Annotated in this window: 21 protein-coding genes; 10 read left to right on the forward strand and 11 right to left on the reverse strand. The window is 66.5% G+C overall.

All coding sequences use genetic code 11. From position 1 onward, the window contains the following. Window positions 1-56: 56 nt before the first annotated feature. Window positions 57-1,412: a S41 family peptidase gene (locus VFP86_09385; GenBank protein ID HET8999844.1), complete on the forward strand. Its 1,356-nt coding sequence runs from the start codon at window positions 57-59 to the stop codon at window positions 1,410-1,412. 27 nt (window positions 1,413-1,439) lie between these two features. After that, window positions 1,440-1,826 carry a hypothetical protein gene (locus tag VFP86_09390; GenBank protein ID HET8999845.1) on the forward strand — a complete coding sequence of 129 codons (387 nt, stop codon included), beginning with the start codon at window positions 1,440-1,442 and terminating at the stop codon, window positions 1,824-1,826. A gap of 18 nt (window positions 1,827-1,844) precedes the next feature. Here VFP86_09390 and VFP86_09395 read toward each other — a convergent pair whose 3' ends face one another. The 5 genes from VFP86_09395 to VFP86_09415 all read right to left on the reverse strand — a co-directional run bounded on the left by VFP86_09395 (window position 1,845) and on the right by VFP86_09415 (window position 5,124). Then, window positions 1,845-2,582: an ImmA/IrrE family metallo-endopeptidase gene (locus tag VFP86_09395; protein ID HET8999846.1), complete on the reverse strand. Its 738-nt coding sequence runs from the start codon at window positions 2,580-2,582 to the stop codon at window positions 1,845-1,847. An 83-nt stretch (window positions 2,583-2,665) separates the two neighbouring features. After that, window positions 2,666-3,649 carry an ornithine cyclodeaminase family protein gene (locus VFP86_09400; GenBank protein HET8999847.1) on the reverse strand — a complete coding sequence of 328 codons (984 nt, stop codon included), beginning with the start codon at window positions 3,647-3,649 and terminating at the stop codon, window positions 2,666-2,668. A 35-nt stretch (window positions 3,650-3,684) separates the two neighbouring features. Then, entirely contained in the window at window positions 3,685-4,431 is a 747-nt protein-coding gene (locus VFP86_09405; GenBank protein HET8999848.1) for a serine protease, read from the reverse strand. An 81-nt stretch (window positions 4,432-4,512) separates the two neighbouring features. Then, window positions 4,513-4,728, reverse strand: a complete 216-nt coding sequence (locus VFP86_09410; protein ID HET8999849.1) for a hypothetical protein — start codon at window positions 4,726-4,728, stop codon at window positions 4,513-4,515. Between the two features lie 72 nt (window positions 4,729-4,800). Continuing rightward, the gene (locus VFP86_09415; protein HET8999850.1) at window positions 4,801-5,124 is read right to left on the reverse strand and encodes a hypothetical protein; all 324 of its coding nucleotides are present in this window, start codon (window positions 5,122-5,124) and stop codon (window positions 4,801-4,803) included. 133 nt (window positions 5,125-5,257) lie between these two features. On the opposite strand from VFP86_09415, the gene VFP86_09420 reads away from it, so the two are divergent. The 6 genes from VFP86_09420 to VFP86_09445 all read left to right on the forward strand — a co-directional run bounded on the left by VFP86_09420 (window position 5,258) and on the right by VFP86_09445 (window position 11,402). Next, the gene (locus VFP86_09420; protein HET8999851.1) at window positions 5,258-6,124 is read left to right on the forward strand and encodes a sugar phosphate isomerase/epimerase family protein; all 867 of its coding nucleotides are present in this window, start codon (window positions 5,258-5,260) and stop codon (window positions 6,122-6,124) included. 64 nt (window positions 6,125-6,188) lie between these two features. Continuing rightward, window positions 6,189-7,331: an extracellular solute-binding protein gene (locus tag VFP86_09425; protein HET8999852.1), complete on the forward strand. Its 1,143-nt coding sequence runs from the start codon at window positions 6,189-6,191 to the stop codon at window positions 7,329-7,331. 15 nt (window positions 7,332-7,346) lie between these two features. Then, window positions 7,347-8,219 (forward strand): ABC transporter permease subunit, encoded by an 873-nt coding sequence (locus tag VFP86_09430; GenBank protein HET8999853.1) that lies wholly within the window; start codon window positions 7,347-7,349, stop codon window positions 8,217-8,219. After that, window positions 8,216-9,040 (forward strand): ABC transporter permease subunit, encoded by an 825-nt coding sequence (locus VFP86_09435; protein ID HET8999854.1) that lies wholly within the window; start codon window positions 8,216-8,218, stop codon window positions 9,038-9,040. The genes VFP86_09430 and VFP86_09435 overlap by 4 nt, the downstream gene beginning before the upstream one ends. An 11-nt stretch (window positions 9,041-9,051) precedes the next feature. Beyond that, window positions 9,052-10,140 carry an ABC transporter ATP-binding protein gene (locus VFP86_09440; protein ID HET8999855.1) on the forward strand — a complete coding sequence of 363 codons (1,089 nt, stop codon included), beginning with the start codon at window positions 9,052-9,054 and terminating at the stop codon, window positions 10,138-10,140. 32 nt (window positions 10,141-10,172) lie between these two features. Next, the gene (locus VFP86_09445; protein HET8999856.1) at window positions 10,173-11,402 is read left to right on the forward strand and encodes a hypothetical protein; all 1,230 of its coding nucleotides are present in this window, start codon (window positions 10,173-10,175) and stop codon (window positions 11,400-11,402) included. Window positions 11,403-11,596: 194 nt separating this feature from the next. Here VFP86_09445 and VFP86_09450 read toward each other — a convergent pair whose 3' ends face one another. Continuing rightward, a complete protein-coding gene (locus tag VFP86_09450; protein HET8999857.1) occupies window positions 11,597-12,466 on the reverse strand; it encodes a serine hydrolase in 870 nt (289 codons plus the stop codon). A gap of 213 nt (window positions 12,467-12,679) precedes the next feature. On the opposite strand from VFP86_09450, the gene VFP86_09455 reads away from it, so the two are divergent. Then, window positions 12,680-13,048 (forward strand): hypothetical protein, encoded by a 369-nt coding sequence (locus VFP86_09455; GenBank protein HET8999858.1) that lies wholly within the window; start codon window positions 12,680-12,682, stop codon window positions 13,046-13,048. Window positions 13,049-13,108: 60 nt separating this feature from the next. Here VFP86_09455 and VFP86_09460 read toward each other — a convergent pair whose 3' ends face one another. From VFP86_09460 to VFP86_09480, 5 genes are read right to left on the reverse strand one after another with little or no spacing between them, the layout of a single operon-like run. Beyond that, window positions 13,109-13,972 carry an MBL fold metallo-hydrolase gene (locus tag VFP86_09460; GenBank protein HET8999859.1) on the reverse strand — a complete coding sequence of 288 codons (864 nt, stop codon included), beginning with the start codon at window positions 13,970-13,972 and terminating at the stop codon, window positions 13,109-13,111. A gap of 34 nt (window positions 13,973-14,006) precedes the next feature. Further along, entirely contained in the window at window positions 14,007-14,969 is a 963-nt protein-coding gene (locus VFP86_09465; GenBank protein ID HET8999860.1) for a helix-turn-helix domain-containing GNAT family N-acetyltransferase, read from the reverse strand. Continuing rightward, a complete protein-coding gene (locus VFP86_09470; protein HET8999861.1) occupies window positions 14,947-15,285 on the reverse strand; it encodes an antibiotic biosynthesis monooxygenase in 339 nt (112 codons plus the stop codon). The genes VFP86_09465 and VFP86_09470 overlap by 23 nt, the downstream gene beginning before the upstream one ends. After that, the gene (locus tag VFP86_09475; GenBank protein ID HET8999862.1) at window positions 15,282-15,596 is read right to left on the reverse strand and encodes a YciI-like protein; all 315 of its coding nucleotides are present in this window, start codon (window positions 15,594-15,596) and stop codon (window positions 15,282-15,284) included. Before VFP86_09475 ends, VFP86_09470 begins: the two co-directional genes overlap by 4 nt. A 23-nt stretch (window positions 15,597-15,619) precedes the next feature. After that, the gene (locus tag VFP86_09480; protein ID HET8999863.1) at window positions 15,620-16,339 is read right to left on the reverse strand and encodes an alanyl-tRNA editing protein; all 720 of its coding nucleotides are present in this window, start codon (window positions 16,337-16,339) and stop codon (window positions 15,620-15,622) included. Between the two features lie 141 nt (window positions 16,340-16,480). Here VFP86_09480 and VFP86_09485 point away from each other — a divergent pair. Further along, on the forward strand, window positions 16,481-17,191 hold a 711-nt coding region (locus VFP86_09485), incomplete at its 3' end, for an AMP-binding protein (GenBank protein HET8999864.1).

The following is a 17,191-nucleotide window of genomic DNA, read 5'->3' on the forward strand; positions in this document are numbered from 1 at the left end:
GAAGAGAATTCCCCAGATCCCGAGGGGGCAGTCTCATCACGATAGGAGCGTGAATCATGTCCTTGGTGCGCGCGGTCTCTACGCGGTGGCTCGCGGTGATCCTTGCCGTCGTCCTCATGACGTCTCCACTTACTCCCGTCCAGCATGTCGCCGCCGCCGATCAGAATCTCGTGTTCGCCGCCTTGCACGTGCTCGAGGACGAGTATGTGGACCCTGTGCAGCCGGTCGCCCTGCTGAACGCGGCGATCGTGACGTTGCGAAAGGCCGCCAACCTGAGCGCTACGGCGCTGCCCGAGATCCCCAGCGGGACACCGAGCAAAGAGGCGGAGGCGGTATTTGCCGCAACGTTCGCGCGCGCGGCGCAGGCCAGCCCGATGCCCCAGACACAGCTCGCCTATGCGGCAACCGCGGGCATGCTGGCCTCCCTCAAGGATACGCATACCAACTTCCTCGATCCCCAGCAGTTCCAGGAGAATCGCATGCAGCTCCTCGGCAGGCCGGGGTTTACCGGCATTGGGGTGCTCATCACCTCGCGCAAGGACCCCGCCACCAATGATGGGTGGATATTTGTCGAGGACGTGTTTCCGGGATCCCCGGCCGAGAGTGCCGGGCTCAAGCGCTTTGACCGGATCATCCAGGTCGACGGGCGGTCACTCAAGAACGCGACCAGTCAGGACGCCAGCCAATACATCCGCGGACCGGCCGGGTCGTCGGTGACCCTGACGGTGATGCGCGGCGAGCAGACGCTGCAGTTGCCGGTGGTGCGCGCGCCGATCCAGCAGCGCCCCGTCGAGGCCCGGTTCATCCAGCCGGGCGTCGCGTACGTGAAGCTCTATGAGTTCTCCCGGGGATCCGGCGCCAGGCTCCGGAGCACACTGCTGGCGCTTGCGCTCCAGGACCAACTGAAGTCTGTGGTCCTCGACCTTCGCGCGAACCCGGGCGGGCTGATCCATGAAGCCGTCGCGGTCGGGAGCCTGTTCCTTCCGCCCAGGACCGTGTTGTCGAAGATCACCGAGCGCGGGCACGCGCCGGACGTCCTTCAAACATCCGGAGTTCCGCTGTTTCCTAAGACACCGCTCGTCGTCCTCATCGACGGCGGGAGCGCGTCGGCTTCAGAGATCCTGGCAGGTGCGTTTCGGGACCATCATCGCGCGACCATCGTCGGGGAGAAGACGGCGGGGGCCCTCGGCGGCTCGATCACCGTGCCGCTCCCCGAGCGCGCCGGAATGTCGGTGACCGTCGAACGGATCACGACCCCGCAGGGGACGGTGGTCGAAGGGGTCGGCATTACGCCCGACGTGGCCGTGGCACTGACGATCAACGACATGATGCGCGGTGAGGACACTCAGCTCACGGCCGCGCTCCGCGTAGTCGGCGCTCAACGAACGCACCTGCGCTCCCGGGCGGCGTAGCGTTCCCAGCAGGAAGGGACGATCGGGATGGCGAGGGGTCGAATCGCCTTGATCTTCCTGAGCGCCGTGGTCGTCGGCGCCGGCATGCTCGCGGTCGTACGTCTTGCCCCGACCGGGCCCGTTGCGACGGGGCCGGTCGCGAAGCCCGCCGAGCCCCGGTCCGCCGAGCCTCCGCCCTCCGAACGGGCCATCGGTGCGGTGCCCGGCGGCGTTACAAAGGCGCTTGCGCGCCCGGCCGTGCCAAGGCGTTTCCCCGGCCTGCACATCACGTTCCCGCGGACGTCGCATCCCGTCACCTACGAGGTCCGCGGGCCGCAGAAGCCACCGGTCGAGCTGTTGTGCGGAGCGTGTCCTGCGGACAACCCCACGCGCACATCCGACGCCCGCATCACGCTGATGGAGTGGAACCCGTAGCGGCGCCCTGCGCCGGGGTCAGTGAATGAGGTTGAGTTCTTCGAGCCGGACGCGCATCGCCAGCGGGCTCACCGCGAACATTCGGGCGAGCGCGGCGACGACCTCGTCGGTCTCGGTCTGTCGCTGCCGGAGGCCGAGCGCCTGGTAGATTCGGGGCGCGAGCTCTGCGAACCGCCCGCGCACCTTTTCCTCGGGCATGAGCACCTCAGCGGCAAACCGTTTGGCCTCGCGTTCCTCGGCCCGGCGGCGTGGTTCCGCGATCCCCGGCGGGCGGCCGGGCGTGGAGCTGGCGACCAGCGCGCTGTGTTCTAGGACGGCGTGGCCGAGTTCCTCGGCGATCACCCAGCGCCGTTCGGCCTGGGAGCGTCCCCCCACTTCCCGGCTGATGACGATCACGGTGTGATCGCCTTCGCGGGCGATCGTCCCACGCTCTCCCTCCGGGAGCGGCCGCTCCCGGATCGGATAGCCGTGCTGCTCGGCGATTCGCTCGATGTCGACCGGAATGGTCCAGGCGTTTTCCAAGATCGCGCGGGCCCTGGCCTGGGCCCGGCCCAGTCCGGAGTGGTCTGCGGCGGCCCCCGAAGTCATGAACGCCTGGAGCGCGGCCAGCTCGCGACGCGCGGTCTGGGAGAGCGAGCGCAGGTCCTCTTCGAGGGCGACGCTCCCGCAGGTTTGGCACAGCCAGGCTACCGGAGGCTCGCAGGTGGAGTCGAAGAACGGTTCGAGTTCGTGACCGCACTGCACGCAGTCGCGCATTGGAACTTCATTGTAGCATACGAGGGAAGCGCCGCCTTGACGCGGGGTGCGCGCCGGGCGACGATCGGGGCGAGATGGATGCGTCAGTCCAGCCCGAACGGCTCGCCGATCTGGCGGTCGCGGGCCCGCTCGTACGCCAGCTGAGCCGTCGCGACGTCTTCCACCGCGAGTCCCAATGACTTGAACAAGGTGATCTGACCGGGGTCCGTGCGACCGGGGCGCCGGCCGCTGAACACCTCCCCGATCTCCGCGTACACATGAGCGTCCGTGATGGCGCCCTCCCCGATGGGCCCGACGATGTCGCCCGCCTCGACCGCGGCCGCCGCGCGGGAATCGACGAAGAGTCGGGATCTCACGACCGCCTCGGTGTCCATCTCGCGCCAATCCGGGCGCGCCGCCCCGACCGCGTTGATGTGCGTCCCCGTGGACAGCCACCGCCCCCGGAGCACAGGGGTCGGGCTGCTGGTCACGGTGCAGATGATCTCGGCGTCTTTGACCGCCCGCTCGGCCGACACCGTAGCGATCGCCCGCACGCCGTCGTGTTCCGCGACCTCCCGCGCGAACACGTCCGCGTGCGCGCGCGTGCGGGTCCATACCCGCACTTCGGCGGGAGCGCAGACCTCTCGCAGCGCTTCCAAATGACTCCGCGCCTGCACGCCGGCCCCCAAGAATGCGACGACGGTCGATCCCCGACGCGCCAGGTGCTTGGTCGCGGCCGCCGAGACCGCCGCGGTTCGCATCTCCGTGATCAAGCGGCCGTCCATGACCGCGAGCAGCTCGCCCGTCGCCGGATCGTGCAGCAGCACCGTGGCCAGATGGGTCGGCAGCCCGCGGGCGGCGTTGCCGGGGTAAAACGTGACCGCCTTCAGCCCCATCGACCCCTGGCCGACCAAGTAGGCGGGCATGACCCCCAGGAAGCCCTCGTGTTGGGGGACCGGGATCGCCGTGCGGACCGGTTGAACGACTCCTCCCGTGGAGAAGGCGGCGAGCGCGCGCTCCATCAGCGGGACGAGGTCGCGCATCGTGAGGAGCTGCCGCAGGTGAGACTCTCGCAGGAGCAGAGCCACAGTGCGGACGTCTTCGCGGCAGAGTGCCGAGTTCCCTACGGGCAGGCCGGCCTGAGCGCCGAGCTGCTGATCTCGAGCCCCGTCGTCGGATCCAAGGCGAGGTGCCAGGTATGGATCCCTACGGCCTGGTCCTTGGTGTTCAGCACTGGGGAGCCGCTGTGGCCGGGCTCGGTTTTTCGGGTAAAGGTCACATTGAACACCGCCGTGCCGTCCGGCGCCTTGCCGGTCCCGCTCACCGTGCCCGTGGCCGACCACTCGTACGGCATCGGCGACGTGAGGTCGCCAAAGCCCAGAATCCGCACGCTGTCACCCACGACGGGATCGTCACCCAACGGGATCGGCGGGAACGTGGGAAGGCGCCCGTAGTGCCCGGGGACGCGGATCCTGTCGTAGGTGAGCTCGGGTTCGCGCGGCGCCACGAGCCTGATCTCGGCGACGTCGCGCCCCGCGCCGTGAACCCCAGTCGTTGTTGGATCATACGGCAGATCGCTCGCGCACACGATCTCCACCCCGTAAAACTCTCGGTTCAGGAGGGCGAGCGCCTCGTAGATCAAATGCCGGGCTTTCACCGGATAGACGATGTGGCTGCTGGTCAGGGCCGTCCCATCGGCCTTGATAAAGAACCCCGTCCCGGCGGATACGGCGTGGCCGGTGGTTTTGTTGATGACCAGCACTTGGAAGACGCTGTGGAGCCGGAATTCCTGCGCCCGCCCCTGAACCGTCAGGGCCACCCCGATCAGGAGAACTCCCAAAAGCCCGCTGATACGCAGACGAGTGCTCATCGCCGTGTGCTCGAGCCGGCCGCCGGCTCGGCGGCGTGGGCGTGCTACTCGTTCGCCGTCAGAACCGCCGGGCTCCTCTACTCATTGCGGCGGGCGCGATCGCGGCGCTCGTTCGATGGGCGGCTTCGCCGGATCCCCGGCGTCCCGGCGGGTGCCGGGGTAGGGGAGGAAAAACGCCCACAAGGGGAACGAGTGCGTGAACTCTCTCGTGAACCGGTGAATAAAGTCAAGGAGCGGCGTGCCCAGAAAATAGTACGCGGCCGCTACGGCGAGGACCAGGAACAGCAGGGCCAGCATGCCGGATCACCCCTTCATCCCGTTGGGCGCGGCGCTTATCTGTGTGGGGCCCACACGGGGAGAGACATGGGTTCAGGAGGCCTGGCGGCCCTCGGGGGTCTGCGCAGGGTTCAGCCGGGAGACGGCCACGAACTGGATCGCCAGCGCGACCAGGTAGAGGCCCACTCCGATCGCCAGCCCCAACTTGATGTCGGAGAAGTTGAGCACGTGAAACCCGCTGAAGTACGTGTAGGATTTCGGATGGTTCGGCTGATTGACCCCCGGTAACGCCTGCTCGAACACCGTCACGGCCTTGGAGGCGTGACGAACGAGCACCGGCTTGAGGATCGCCGCAAGCGCAAGGATCTTGAGCACAACGACGCTCCCGTTGACCAATTTCCGTGTCGAGTCGCTCATGCTCTCACCCTTAGCGATTCGTACCCTAAAATCCGGGAGGCTAGACCTCTGTACGATCACGCCCCCCAGGGGGCGTGCATGGGGGTGCCTGATGTCGTATCCTTTGAGCGAGGGCGGTGAGCGGAGGAGTGGTATGGTCCACGTGGGTTTGTCGATCCGGGGCGGGGAGCGCCGGGACGAGGAACTGCGGTTCGCCCGGAAGTTGGGCTACAACGCCGCCGAGATCAGCATGGATGGCACCGGCCTGATCCTCGGCGGGCGGCTGCACCCGGCGATGATGCGGGACGCGCTCGAGGCGTTTGGGAGGCACGATCTCCGGTACTCGGTCCACAGCCCGAGCAGCCTGGACCTGCGGGACCGCGCCGACCGGGAGGTGCAGATGGCGCTGGCCCGCTCGACCTTGCAGTTCTGCCAGCGGGCCGGCGGCCGGGTGCTCGTCATCCACTTCGAACAGCGGAGCCAGGACCCCGAGGACGAGGCGGCGTTCGAGGAGGCCATCCTCAAACTCTCCGACGAGGCCGGAGACGTTCTCCTCGGGATCGAGAACATTGAGGTCGAACGGATCGAACCCGTCATCGAGTGCGTGCGCCGGATCAACCGCCCCAACGTCGCGATGACGCTCGACGTCGGCCATGCGCATCTTGCGGCCGCCTACTTTCGGTTCGAGTTCCTGGAGGCGATCCGGTCCGCGCTGCCGTACGTCCGGCACGTCCACATCAACGACAACTTCGGCCGCTACGATCCCCTCCGGCTGGAGAACTTTCCGCTGTACCGGACGCAGACCCCCTCCGACACCTTCCCGCTGGGGAAGGGGGATCTCCACCTGCCGGTCGGCTGGGGAAGCATTCCCCTGGACAGGGTGTTCGAGGTCCTGCGGGGGTACCAGGGTACCGTGATCCACGAGTACCGCTACCACCTCTTCCTGGGATCCGCGGAGGAGGATTTTAGCCGTATGGAGAGCCTCTCAACCATCCTTCACAGATCGGCCGAGGGGAGGTGAACTCGCGTCCCGAATCAAGCATATGAAACGAACGGCTCCGAGGAGTCCTAAGGGGGTGTGAGTCATGCGAAGGATGACCAGATTCCACAGGCCCGTTGTCGCCGCACTGGTCGCCGTTGCGCTGGTCCTGATAGGGTCGACCGTTCCCAACGCGGCCCGAGCCGCCGAAGCTGTCACCCTGAACCTCTACATCAGCGGCGACACCAACGTCTTCGATCTATTCCAGAAGGGTTTCATTCCGGCCTTCACCCAGCGGTACCCGAAGTACAAGGTCAATTTCGTGGGCCTGCTGCACGGCAACGGGTCCGACGGCGTCTACGCCAAAATCCTCGGCGCCAAGCGCGCCGGACGCACCACGGACGTCGACCTCTGGGAGGCGGAACCTGGATACGTGGACGCGGGAATCCCCGAGAATCTCTGGGTCAAGCTGAGCCCCAAGCTGCTTCCGAATATCGCCAAGGTGCCTCAGGATATCTTGCAGGCCGTGGACTACTTCGGGGTGCCCTACCGAGGATCGTCGGTCGTCATCGGCTACAACAGCAAGTTCATCAACACGGCTCCCCGAACGTTCGACGACGTTGTGGCCTGGATCAAGGCGAATCCCGGCAAGTTCACCTACTGCGACCCGAACACCGGCGGATCGGGCCAGGCGTTCGTGACGGCGGCGATTTACCGGTTCACCGGTCCGGACAAGTTCGCGAAGGGCTACGATCCCAAGGAGGAAGCCGCCTGGGATCCCGGCTGGAAGTTGCTGCGAGAACTCCAGCCCGCAATGTACAACAACGGGTTCCACCCAAACGGCAATGTGGCTGTCCTGCAGCTGATGGCGCAAGAGAACATCTACATGGCGTCGGTCTGGTCTGATCAGGGGTTAGATTTCTTCAAGCGCGGCCAGCTCCCCAAGACTATGAAGTTCACCCAGATCACCCCACCCCTGATCGGAGATGACGCGCGAGTGATGCTCCCTGCAGGCGGGGCGCACCTGGAAGGCGCGATGACATTCCTTAACTGGCTTCTGACGCCCGAGGCCCAGACGATGGTTATCAATATGATCGCCGGGTATCCGGGGATCGAGTGGAAGTACATGCCGGCCCCCCTGCGCGATCAGTTTAAGGATGTGGCGAAGGGATTCTCCCCGTATCCCAGTCCCAAGTATCTCGCCGACATTAAGCGTCTCTGGCACGAGAAGGTCGTGGTCGGTCAGTGATGTGACGGGCAGCCAGTGACGGACGCACGAAAAGGAAGCGCGTCGGCAAGAAAAGAGGGAGCGCTGGGGCTCGCCCTGGTGCTCCCTCCCCTTCTGGTCCTGATTTTCCTGATCGTGGTTCCCGCCATCACGGCCATCATCGAGACGCTGTCGCCGCCCGCTGGGACGACTACGGGACTGACCTTTAACACCTACGCGCAGGTGCTGGGCGCGCGCATCGTCCGGTCCGACATCATCTTTAGCGTCGACATCGCGCTCATCTCCGTCGCCGTGGTGTTTTGCCTGAGCTATCCGCTGGCCCTCTACCTGCGGTTCGCGCAGGGCCGGCTGCCGGCGTTGTTTGCCGTCCTGTTCACGATCCCGCTCTTTGTCCCGGTCGTCATCGCGTCGTTCGCCATGATCACGTTTCTCGTGAACCACGGCCTGATCTCCACGATGCTCTACCGCCTGGGGATCGCACGGTTTCCCTCCCTCGTGTACAATGCGACCGGGATTGTCCTCACACAGGTGTGGGCCAGCATTCCGTTTGCCGTGCTGATCCTGGGCGCGGGGCTGCAGTCGATTGACGACGCGCTCATCGACGGCGCGCGGGACGTCGGGGCCGGCCCGCTGCGCACGTTCGTCTCGATTATCCTCCCCCTCAACGCCATCCCCACCATGATCACGCTCACCCTGCTGTTCATAAGCATTTTCGGATCGTTCACGATCCCGTATCTCGTCGGCGGGAACGCGCCGCAGATGCTGGGCGTGACGATGACGAACTACCTCACCCAGTACTTCCGGCGGACTGAGGCAGTGACGATGGCGGTGATCGCGTTCATCATTGCCGCTGCGGTGGGCGCCATCTACGTGACGAGCGTAAGCAGGCGGGAGAGGAACTTGTTGTGAGCGGCCCCTGGTACTGGGCGATCGGAGGGCTGCGGCGCGCGGTCGCGCTCGGCGCATTCTGCGCCCTCGCCGCGTTCATCCTGGGGCCTCTGTTCACCCTCCTCCTGTGGGCCGTCGCGGGAAGCTGGTTGTTCCCCAACCTGCTTCCGGAGTTTTCGCTCAAGTGGTGGGCCTACGTCGTTGGCAACTCCGATGTGCTGAAGGCGATTAAGATGAGCTTCCTGAGTGCGCCGGTTGCGACGCTTCTCTCGGCCGTTATCTGCATCCCCGCCGCGTACGCCTTCGCGCGCCTGGACTTCCCGGGCCGCCGGGCACTCCTCCTGTCGTTTCTCAGCGCGAACGCGTTTCCAAAGATCGGCCTGTACATCAGCATTGCGACTCTGTTTTACCGCCTGAACCTGATGGACACGTTCGCTGGCGTCGTCCTGATCCAGATCGTCAACACGCTGCTGTTCATGATCTGGATCCCTACGGGGACCTTCCGAGGGATCAACCGGAATCTGGAAGAGGCTGCTCGCGACGTGGGAGCCGGATCTCTCCGCACGTTTTTTCAGATCACCCTCCCGATCGCGCTGCCGGGGATCATCGTGGCGCTACTGTTCGCCTTTCTCGCCGCCTTCGACGAGGCGCAGGGCACGCTCATTGTGGGGACGCCCAACCACATGACCATGCCTGTCTTAATGTACACGCTCGTCCTCAGTTATCCTCAGCCGGTGGGCGCGGTGTTTTCCGTGCTCCTCTCCCTGCCGTCCCTCATCTTTCTGCTCCTGGCGCAGCGATACTTGCGGGCCGGGTACCTCGCCGCCGGATACAGTTTGTGAGCGCGGGCTAAATGGCGCGCCTCTCCCTGAGCCACGTCACCAAGCAGTTCGGGATCCACGCCGCGGTCCACGACGTCAGCCTGGAGGTGCAGGACGGCGAGCTAATGTGCCTGCTCGGCCCATCGGGCTGTGGGAAGACGACGACGTTGAGGATGATCGGCGGGTTCCTGATCCCGGACGCGGGGGATATCCAGATCGGCGGCCGGACCGTCGTCGCCCTCCCCCCGGAGCGGCGCCCGACCGCGATGGTGTTTCAGCGCTACAACCTGTGGCCGCACATGACCGTCGCAGGAAATATCGCGTTTGGCCTCAAACTGCGCCGCCTGCCGGGAGACGCCATCGGGCAGAAGATCAAGGACGTGCTCGCGCTGGTCGGGCTCCCGGGTTCCGCCCAGAAGTATCCGCATCAGCTGTCCGGCGGTGAGCAGCAGCGCGTCGCCGTCGCCCGCGCGCTCGTGCTGGAGCCGCAGATCCTCCTGCTCGACGAGCCGTTCAGCAACCTGGACGCACGCCTCCGGGTGCATATGCGCGAAGAGGTCAAGCAGCTCCAGCGGAAGATCGGGATCACCACCGTGTTTGTCACCCACGACCAAGAGGAAGCGCTCACGATCGCCGACCGCATCGCGGTGATGAAGGACGGCATCCTCCAGCAGGTCGACACACCCGACGCGCTGTACGCGCGCCCGCAGACATTGTTCGTTGCCGACTTCATCGGCACCATGAACCTGATCCCCGCCAGCGCGCTGCCCGGTGGTCGAAGCATCGCGGCGGGCCCGTGGCGGCTGGCCGTGGTGGGGGGGCGGTGGCCGGAGGGCGACGCGGTGACGCTCGCCGTCCGCCCGGAAGACTTCGTGGTGAGTGCGGAGGGCGCGCCCGCCAGAGTCCGCCGGGTCGTCAATCTTGGGCACTACCTGCAGGTGCTGCTTGACGCCCCGGGCGCCGGAGCCCTTCGGATGTTCACCGAAAAGAGCGCATCGTTTGCCGAAGGTCAGGAGGTCCGGCTCAGCATCGCCCACGCCCTCGCGTTCCACGGCGCGGAGGTCGTCGAGATTGGCGGCCCGATGCGTCCGCCGGTAGCGACCCCCGCCGACCGGGCGTGACCCCAGCCCATCAACCGTACGGATCCGTGCGATTGCGGGCCGGAGGCGCCCTCGATCATCGGTTCATGCTCGCTGACTCCGGCGAAGCGTGGGGGGCGCTCACCCTGGCCGCGCCCGACACATCCTGGCTGCGGGGGGAGTCGGCAGTGGTCGCGCTGACCGTCGATGGAGGCGACCGTCAGGAGATCATTCTGGCGGCCGGCGATGAGCCGGTCGAGTACCACCGGTTCCTCGGCCGTCTCGCAAGAGGCGCCCATGTGTTGCGGATCGAGATGCATCCCGGGTTGTCTTCGCCGGCCGCTCAGGAAGTGGCGGTGGTGGGCGTGCGTACCGGGTGTGTCGAGGACGTCGATCCGGCCGCGCGCGTCTGGCGGCATGCCCCGATCATCCACTACCGGGCCCTCGATAGTCCTCTCGACGGCGTCACGACGGACACCCCGCTCCTGCTCTTCTACCGCACGGCCGCTCGCGACGGCATGACCTCGGTCGAGTACCACGTCGTGTTGAGCCACGAGGATGCGGGGACGGATTTGACCGGCTTGCTCGCGCGGTGGGGGCACACGGTGGACATCGAATGGGTGTTGCGGGTCACGCTTGACGACGCCGGAGGCGTGATTGCTGAGGAGTTTCAAGGGCCCGGCCACCGTCCCCACCGCTACCGAGGCGGACGCGTCTTCGGCGGTCACCCCGTGCTTCAGATCGCAACTAGAAACGGCATGGTCGTGGACCGCACCGCCTGCCCGTACCGTACGGCGATCGCGCCGGCCTGTGCGCAGCCCGCCGGCGAGCCCCGCGAGGGCGTGCTGCAGCAGTTCCCTTGGATCTACCGGATCAGCGCCTTGGAAGTGCTCCGGCAGGTGCCGCTCGAGATGCCGCCGATGCCTGAATCCCCGGCGCCAGCAGATCCCCGATCGTATTTATTCTTACAGTGGAGGCGCCTCCGCGGGCCGGTTGTCCCACTCGAGGCCAGTGCCCGGGTGGGGGACACCTGGTACACCTCGGCGTGGGGGCGGGTGGACTTGATGTTCGATGGCGCGGACGCGGAGAGCACGGCGGTCAAACTGGCGCCCGGGGCGACCGAAACCAAGATCACCGGCATCGCGCTGCGCACCCCGACACCGCCATCGACGCCGGTCGAGGTTGCACTAGTTCGCGCCTTTTTCCTGGACGAGGCCTATCGTCCTCGTCCGTCCCTGGCCGCCCCGGCGGCGTGCCGTTTGAGCGCCGGCGCGCCCTGCCGGGTGGTTTGGGCGCGGCAGTAGGCAAGACGGAGAGAAGTTTCGGTAAGATTGTCAGCGGAAAACTCTCCTCCGAACGGATGAATGATTTCATCCGAACGAGATGCCGCACCGTGACCGCCTCCGATGCCCCGGGGGCATTCATATGTGATGTAAGCAGTTCGTGGGGGGAGCAGACCCCCGGCGTTGGTCCACGCCGGGGGTCTTCGTTTACCCGCCTAGACGCCCACGCGTTTTGCGCTCAATACGTCCCAGCAGGTCCGGCACAGGCGCGCGATGTGGTGATCGGCCGCTGCCTTCCCGGGCGTGCCGTCCGCCAGTTCCTCCGGGACGCCCCCGGTGTAGACCGTGAGGATGAACGCCGGGCGATCGTCTTGGAAGATGATCCCGGCGTCATTGATGTTTCGCCCCGCGGTGCCCGTCTTGTGCGCGACTTTTGTGCCCGTCGGGAGCAACGCCGGGAGCCGCGTATTCAGGAGTTGCCAGCTCAGAATGTCGACGGCCAGACGGCAGAGCTCGGGAGTACCCCCGAGTCTCCCCGCCGCCCGGGCATCATGGGTCCCTTGCTGGACGAGATCCAGGAGGAGGCCGACGTCGGCCGGGGTCGTGACATTTATCCGCCCGAGGTCGGGGGGGCGATCCGCCTGCGCATCCGGATTGGGTGGAATCCCCTGCCGGTGGGTCGTGCCCGTCATGCCGGCCGACCGGCAGAACTCGTTGATCTGGTCCAATCCGAGCATATCCGCGATGGTCCCCGTGCACGTGTTGTCGCTGACGACGATCATCATGACGAGGATGTCGTGCAGCGTCACCGAGAAACCGGGGCGGAGGTGCTGGAAGCACCCACTGTTGCTGATCTGATACTTGGCCTGAATCGTCACGGGCTGGTCCAGCGAGAACCTGCCGGTGTGGACCGCGCGCAGCGCGGCCATCATGATGGAGATCTTCCGCGTGCTTGCCGATGGCACCACGACGTCGCCGCGCCGGTGGGTGGATTCACCGCTCGAGAGATCTTTCAGGTACCACCCGGTTTCGAAGGGGTGCGTGCCGCACAGTTCGTTGAGACGGGTCGCGAGACGCTCCATCATGGGATGGCAGTCCTCCGCTGGGCAGGCTGTGAGTCGTTTAGGAGCCGCGGGGTCCTGTTCCTTCACCTGCCCGGCGGCCCCATCATCGGATACACCGCGCTCATCACAACGATGAATCGATTGATCCATTCGATGGGGGGGACCGTGTCCGCCGGGCAGAACGTTTTTCCGATAGAAACGCGATCACGAGAGGCGGGACGAGAGTGAATACCAATGCGTAGGCCCTGCGCGATATGCACGCACGAGCGGCACGAGGAGGTCGATGCGGCGCTTCTCAATAACGAGCCGTTTCAGACCATCGCGAAGCGCTTCGGGACATCCGTGGTGTCGGTTCTGACCCACAGGAACCACCTCTCCGGGGGGCGCGAGAGGGCGGACGGGGCACACGGCATCGCCAGGGCATTCGAGGCCCTGGACCAGATGACCACCCTCGGTGGGAACTGTTTGACGTTGCTGCAGGTGGCGGAGGGTACGAGCGAACTGCGAAGCGTATTTTCTGCGGTCGGCCAAGTCCGGAGGAACCTCGAAGCGCTGATGGAACTGACCTCACAATTGCACAAGGAGCTCAAGGCGCAAGCGTAAGCCGTTCCACCTGTCCCGCCGGTCCTGCGTCCGATCAGGGACCGGGAGCATCGCCGCGAGCTATCCGTCGCGCTCCCATCCGAAGGAGTTCCCCGCCGGCACGACGCGCCCCCAAGCCGGGAAGCGGTCGTGGCTGAAGACGGCGGTCGCGCGGCGCGCCGCGATCTCGCCGAATACGCGGACGCGGGAGTCGCGCGACGCGTCGAGGTCGCGGCCGGCCGGAATCCAGTCCGCGTGCTCCACCTCGCACGGGTGGTGGAAGAGATCGCCTACGTAATAGAAGCCCTCCCCGCTCGAATCGACGCGGACTATACAGTGGCCGGGGGTTTCGCCCGGTGCGGGGATGATGGTGACGCCGGGCGCCACTTCGCGCTCCCCGTCGATCAGGTCGAGGAGGCCCGCCCGAGCGACCGCGCCGAGACGCACCGACAGGTCGGAGGCGGGATCTCCCCGGGCCGGACTCTCCTCCCAGTCCCTGCGGCCGATAAAGTGGCGGGCGTTCGGGAAGCGCACGACGTCGCGCCCGTTCCGCTCGACCATCACGCCCGCGAAGTGGTCGGCGTGCGCGTGCGTGATCGCCACATGCGTGACGCCGGCCGGATCGACGCCGACGGCGGCCAGCCCGGCCCGCAGTCCGGGTGACCGGCGGAGGCCCGGCCATTTTGCCGCGAATCCCTGCTGCCAGGATGACGATGGGTCGTCGCATCCGGGGTCGATGACGATCGACGCGGCGCCGAGCGCCACGTGGACGAGATTGAGCCCGAGCGTGAGCGTGCCCCGCGCGCTGAGTTCGGGGATCGCCTGCCGCAGGGCGCCTTCGGGAGCCAGGATCCTTGGCGTCCACTCGAGCGTGCCGTCCGAGATCACAGTGATGCGCGCCCCGCCGATCCGGCGGCCAGCCACATACTGCGCGGGCGAATTCATGGCCACGACGGCGTTCCTCTCTCGATGCGGTCAGTCACAGTCTCAACTCCCATCGCTGTGTGACCAGGTCATGGCCGAAACGGTGACGGGGTTCCTCGCGGACGAGGCGGAAGCCTGCTCGTTCGTAGACGCGTTGGGCGGCGCGAAGCGCGCTGTACGTGCACGCCGTGATCTTCCGGTAACGCGCCTGCCGGGCGAAGCGCATGGCCTCGCTCGCCAGGCGCGCGCCGATGCCCATCGTACGGGCCTTCGGCTCGACGAACAGCAGGCGGAGTTGGGCCACCGTCTTCGACTGATGGACGAGGAACACGGAGCCGGCCACCTCGCCGTCTTTTTCGGCGATCCAGCAGCGCTCCCGCTTCGGGTCGAAGGTCTGGATGAATTTCGCGACGACGCCCGCCACCAGCGCCTCGAACTGTTCGTCCCATCCGTGCTCGAGCGCGTACACCACACCGTGGCGGTGGACGATCCACCCCATGTCGCCCGGCTGGGGGGGCCGGAGGAGGTAGGGGGTCTTGGGTTCGGGTCGTGCACCGAGCAGCCCCTCGATCGTCTGCATCGCCTCGACCAAACGGATCTGCTCGACCGGGAACAGGTCGCGCAGCATCGCGCCGATCTCGTCGCGTGAGCGGGCGTTGAGCGGGGCGAAAGCCTCCCGTCCTTGCGCCGTCAGCGACAAGAGGCTCTGGCGACCATCGGTGTCCGAGGGCGATTTCTCGATCAGGCCGCGCTTCTCAAAGCCCTGCAGCATGCGGCTCAGATAGCCCGGATCCAAGGCCAGCTCCTTGCTGAGTTCGGCTGCGGTGGGCCGCATGCGATGCGCCAGCTCATAGAGGACGCGCACCTGGGCCAGGGGAAACGGGCTCCCCAAGAACCCTTCGTGCAGCACGCCTATCTTGCGGGTGTAAAATCGATTGAAGCGCCGCACGGCGGCGACGCGCTGATCGAAACTCCCTTCGGCCTCCGCGTTCACGTCATCCAGGTCCGGATGGTCCACCGCCGCCCGCGTCGTCCTTGACGACCAGCGTGTAGTGCCGGACGCGGCGGTCGAACTGAGTGAGCAGCGCAGCGGCTTCATCGGCGACGACGGCATCCTCAGCGTCGGCTCCGGCAAACCCGTGGATGGCCTCGAGCGACCGCCACCAGGTAATGACGAGGACTTCGATCGCACCGGCGACCTCTCGCTCTAGGAGCATGGCACCGCTGTACCCGGGCACCTTCCTCACGGCCGGCAGGACGTGGGTCTTCAGATGATCAACGTAGGCGGGGGCCAATGCGGGTGTCGTGTGCGCCGACCAGACGCGGGCGATCATCGTCCGGCGCCCGCCGGAGGTGCGTCGGAGGGTTCGTTCCCGACGACGACGGACCAAGGCCGGACTTCCCACCGGGTGACCAGACGGCTGGACACGTACGGATCGTTCCGAACGAAGCGTTCGACGACCGAGCGATCGGAGGCGCGAAAGACCAGCAAGGCCCGATCCGCCGGATCATTCAGCGCGCCCGCCAGCAACAGCTCCCCACGACGATGCGCGTCCCTGGCGAGGCGCAGATGTTCATCGCGATACGGGACCCTGCGGGACACAAAGTCGTCGACCACGTCGTAGAAGAGCGCGTAGTACTGCATGGTGGCACCTCATCACAGACGCGTCAGCCGTCCGCCTGCCGGCCGAGCTTGATCTCCAGCCGGCGGTTCGCCTTTCCCTTGTTCTCGGTTTTCACGATCCTCAGCCCCTCGATCTCGCCCGCGCGCGAGACGTGCGTCCCGCCGTCGGCCTGAGCATCGTAGCCCTCGATCTCGATGACCCGGATCTGCTCCACGTCCCTCGGCACGAGGTCCCTGGCCAGCCGGACGAGGTCCGACCGCTCGAACTCTTCCCGCGAGACGAACCGAACCAGGATGCGCCGATCCTCGACGATGACGCGATTGGTCTCCTGTTCGATCGCGGCGATGCGCTCTTTGTTGAGATCCTCCAGCGAGAAGTCCATACGGGCACGATCGAGATAGATCGCCCCGCCCGTCACGCGGGCTCCGAAGAGCCGGTAGACCGTCCCGACCAGAATGTGCAGCGCAGAATGATAGCGCATGATCGCATACCGTCGGTCCCAGTCCAGCACCGCGCGCACGCGTGTTCCCGCCGTTGGAGCGGGGCCATCCAGCACATGCCACACGGCCTCGCCGTCCCGCCGCATCTCGACCACCCGCCGCTCCTCTCCCGGCCAGCGCAGCGAGCCGGTATCGGCGGGCTGGCCGCCTCCGCCCGGATAGAAGATCGTGCGGTCGAGGACGACGGCGCTGTCCTCCACCGCGGCGACGGAGGCGTCGACTTCTCTCAGGTAGCTGTCCTGCAGGTAGAGCAGCTCCGTCATCCGGGCCTCCTCGCCGGCGCCGCCGCGCGTACCCGCTCGCGGCGGGACCCCGACGCTTTCATGACATTGTCACGCATCTAGTTGACAATTGTCAAGTTGTTTTACGAGCCCCTCTCCCGGCATGCGGGCGGGTGCACTATAATGGCGTCGATGGAGCTGGTCCACTTTGCCCGCAGGCCGTTCGAGACGCTCCACGCGACCTTTCGCTGGCGGATTCCCGCCGTGTACAACATCGGCGTCGACGTCTGTGACAAATGGGCGAGGGATCCCGGGCGCGTGGCATTGTTGGACGTCACCGCGGAAGACCCCGCGCCGTACACGTTTGCGGAACTGGCGCGGAGGTCCAACCGGTGGGCGAACGCGCTGCGGGCCTCAGGCATCGGACGCGGGGACCGGGTGGCCATTGTGCTGTCGCAGCGGCCAGAGGTGCCCCTAGCCCACATCGCGACCTACAAGCTGGGGGCCGTCGCTGTGCCCCTCGCGGTGCTGTTCGGCGACGATGCGCTCGAGTTCCGGTTGCGGGACAGCGGCGCGCGGGCGGTCGTGTTCGACGGCCTGACCGCCCCCAAGCTCGACCGGATCCGGGACCGGCTGCCCAATCTGCAGCATCTCATCGCCGTCGACGAGACCGCGCGCGGCGTACCGGGAGCCCACGGGGCGGCTCTGCTCGAGGAGCGCGCCAGCGAAGACTTTGCGCCGGCCGAGACGCGTCCCGACGATCCCGCGCTGATCATGTACACGTCCGGGACCACGGGTCCCCCCAAGGGCGCCGTGCTTCCCCACTCGGCCCTCATCGGGCACCTGCCCGCGTTCGTCCTCTTCAACAACCTCGCTCCCCGCGCGGGGGATCGG

The organism is bacterium (assembly GCA_035703895.1).
Lineage (GTDB): Bacteria > Sysuimicrobiota > Sysuimicrobiia > Sysuimicrobiales > Segetimicrobiaceae > Segetimicrobium.

What these genes read in the sequence shown, in the direction of transcription:
- VFP86_09385 (HET8999844.1), top strand. Translation starts at nt 57, where the DNA reads ATGTCCTTGGTGCGCGCGGTCTCTACGCGGTGGCTCGCGGTGATCCTT.
- VFP86_09390 (HET8999845.1), top strand. Translation starts at nt 1,440, where the DNA reads ATGGCGAGGGGTCGAATCGCCTTGATCTTCCTGAGCGCCGTGGTCGTC.
- VFP86_09395 (HET8999846.1), bottom strand. Translation starts at nt 2,582, where the DNA reads ATGCGCGACTGCGTGCAGTGCGGTCACGAACTCGAACCGTTCTTCGAC.
- VFP86_09405 (HET8999848.1), bottom strand. Translation starts at nt 4,431, where the DNA reads ATGAGCACTCGTCTGCGTATCAGCGGGCTTTTGGGAGTTCTCCTGATC.
- VFP86_09410 (HET8999849.1), bottom strand. Translation starts at nt 4,728, where the DNA reads ATGCTGGCCCTGCTGTTCCTGGTCCTCGCCGTAGCGGCCGCGTACTAT.
- VFP86_09415 (HET8999850.1), bottom strand. Translation starts at nt 5,124, where the DNA reads ATGAGCGACTCGACACGGAAATTGGTCAACGGGAGCGTCGTTGTGCTC.
- VFP86_09420 (HET8999851.1), top strand. Translation starts at nt 5,258, where the DNA reads ATGGTCCACGTGGGTTTGTCGATCCGGGGCGGGGAGCGCCGGGACGAG.
- VFP86_09425 (HET8999852.1), top strand. Translation starts at nt 6,189, where the DNA reads ATGCGAAGGATGACCAGATTCCACAGGCCCGTTGTCGCCGCACTGGTC.
- VFP86_09440 (HET8999855.1), top strand. Translation starts at nt 9,052, where the DNA reads ATGGCGCGCCTCTCCCTGAGCCACGTCACCAAGCAGTTCGGGATCCAC.
- VFP86_09450 (HET8999857.1), bottom strand. Translation starts at nt 12,466, where the DNA reads ATGATGGAGCGTCTCGCGACCCGTCTCAACGAACTGTGCGGCACGCAC.
- VFP86_09455 (HET8999858.1), top strand. Translation starts at nt 12,680, where the DNA reads ATGCGTAGGCCCTGCGCGATATGCACGCACGAGCGGCACGAGGAGGTC.
- VFP86_09460 (HET8999859.1), bottom strand. Translation starts at nt 13,972, where the DNA reads ATGAATTCGCCCGCGCAGTATGTGGCTGGCCGCCGGATCGGCGGGGCG.
- VFP86_09470 (HET8999861.1), bottom strand. Translation starts at nt 15,285, where the DNA reads ATGATCGCCCGCGTCTGGTCGGCGCACACGACACCCGCATTGGCCCCC.
- VFP86_09475 (HET8999862.1), bottom strand. Translation starts at nt 15,596, where the DNA reads ATGCAGTACTACGCGCTCTTCTACGACGTGGTCGACGACTTTGTGTCC.
- VFP86_09480 (HET8999863.1), bottom strand. Translation starts at nt 16,339, where the DNA reads ATGACGGAGCTGCTCTACCTGCAGGACAGCTACCTGAGAGAAGTCGAC.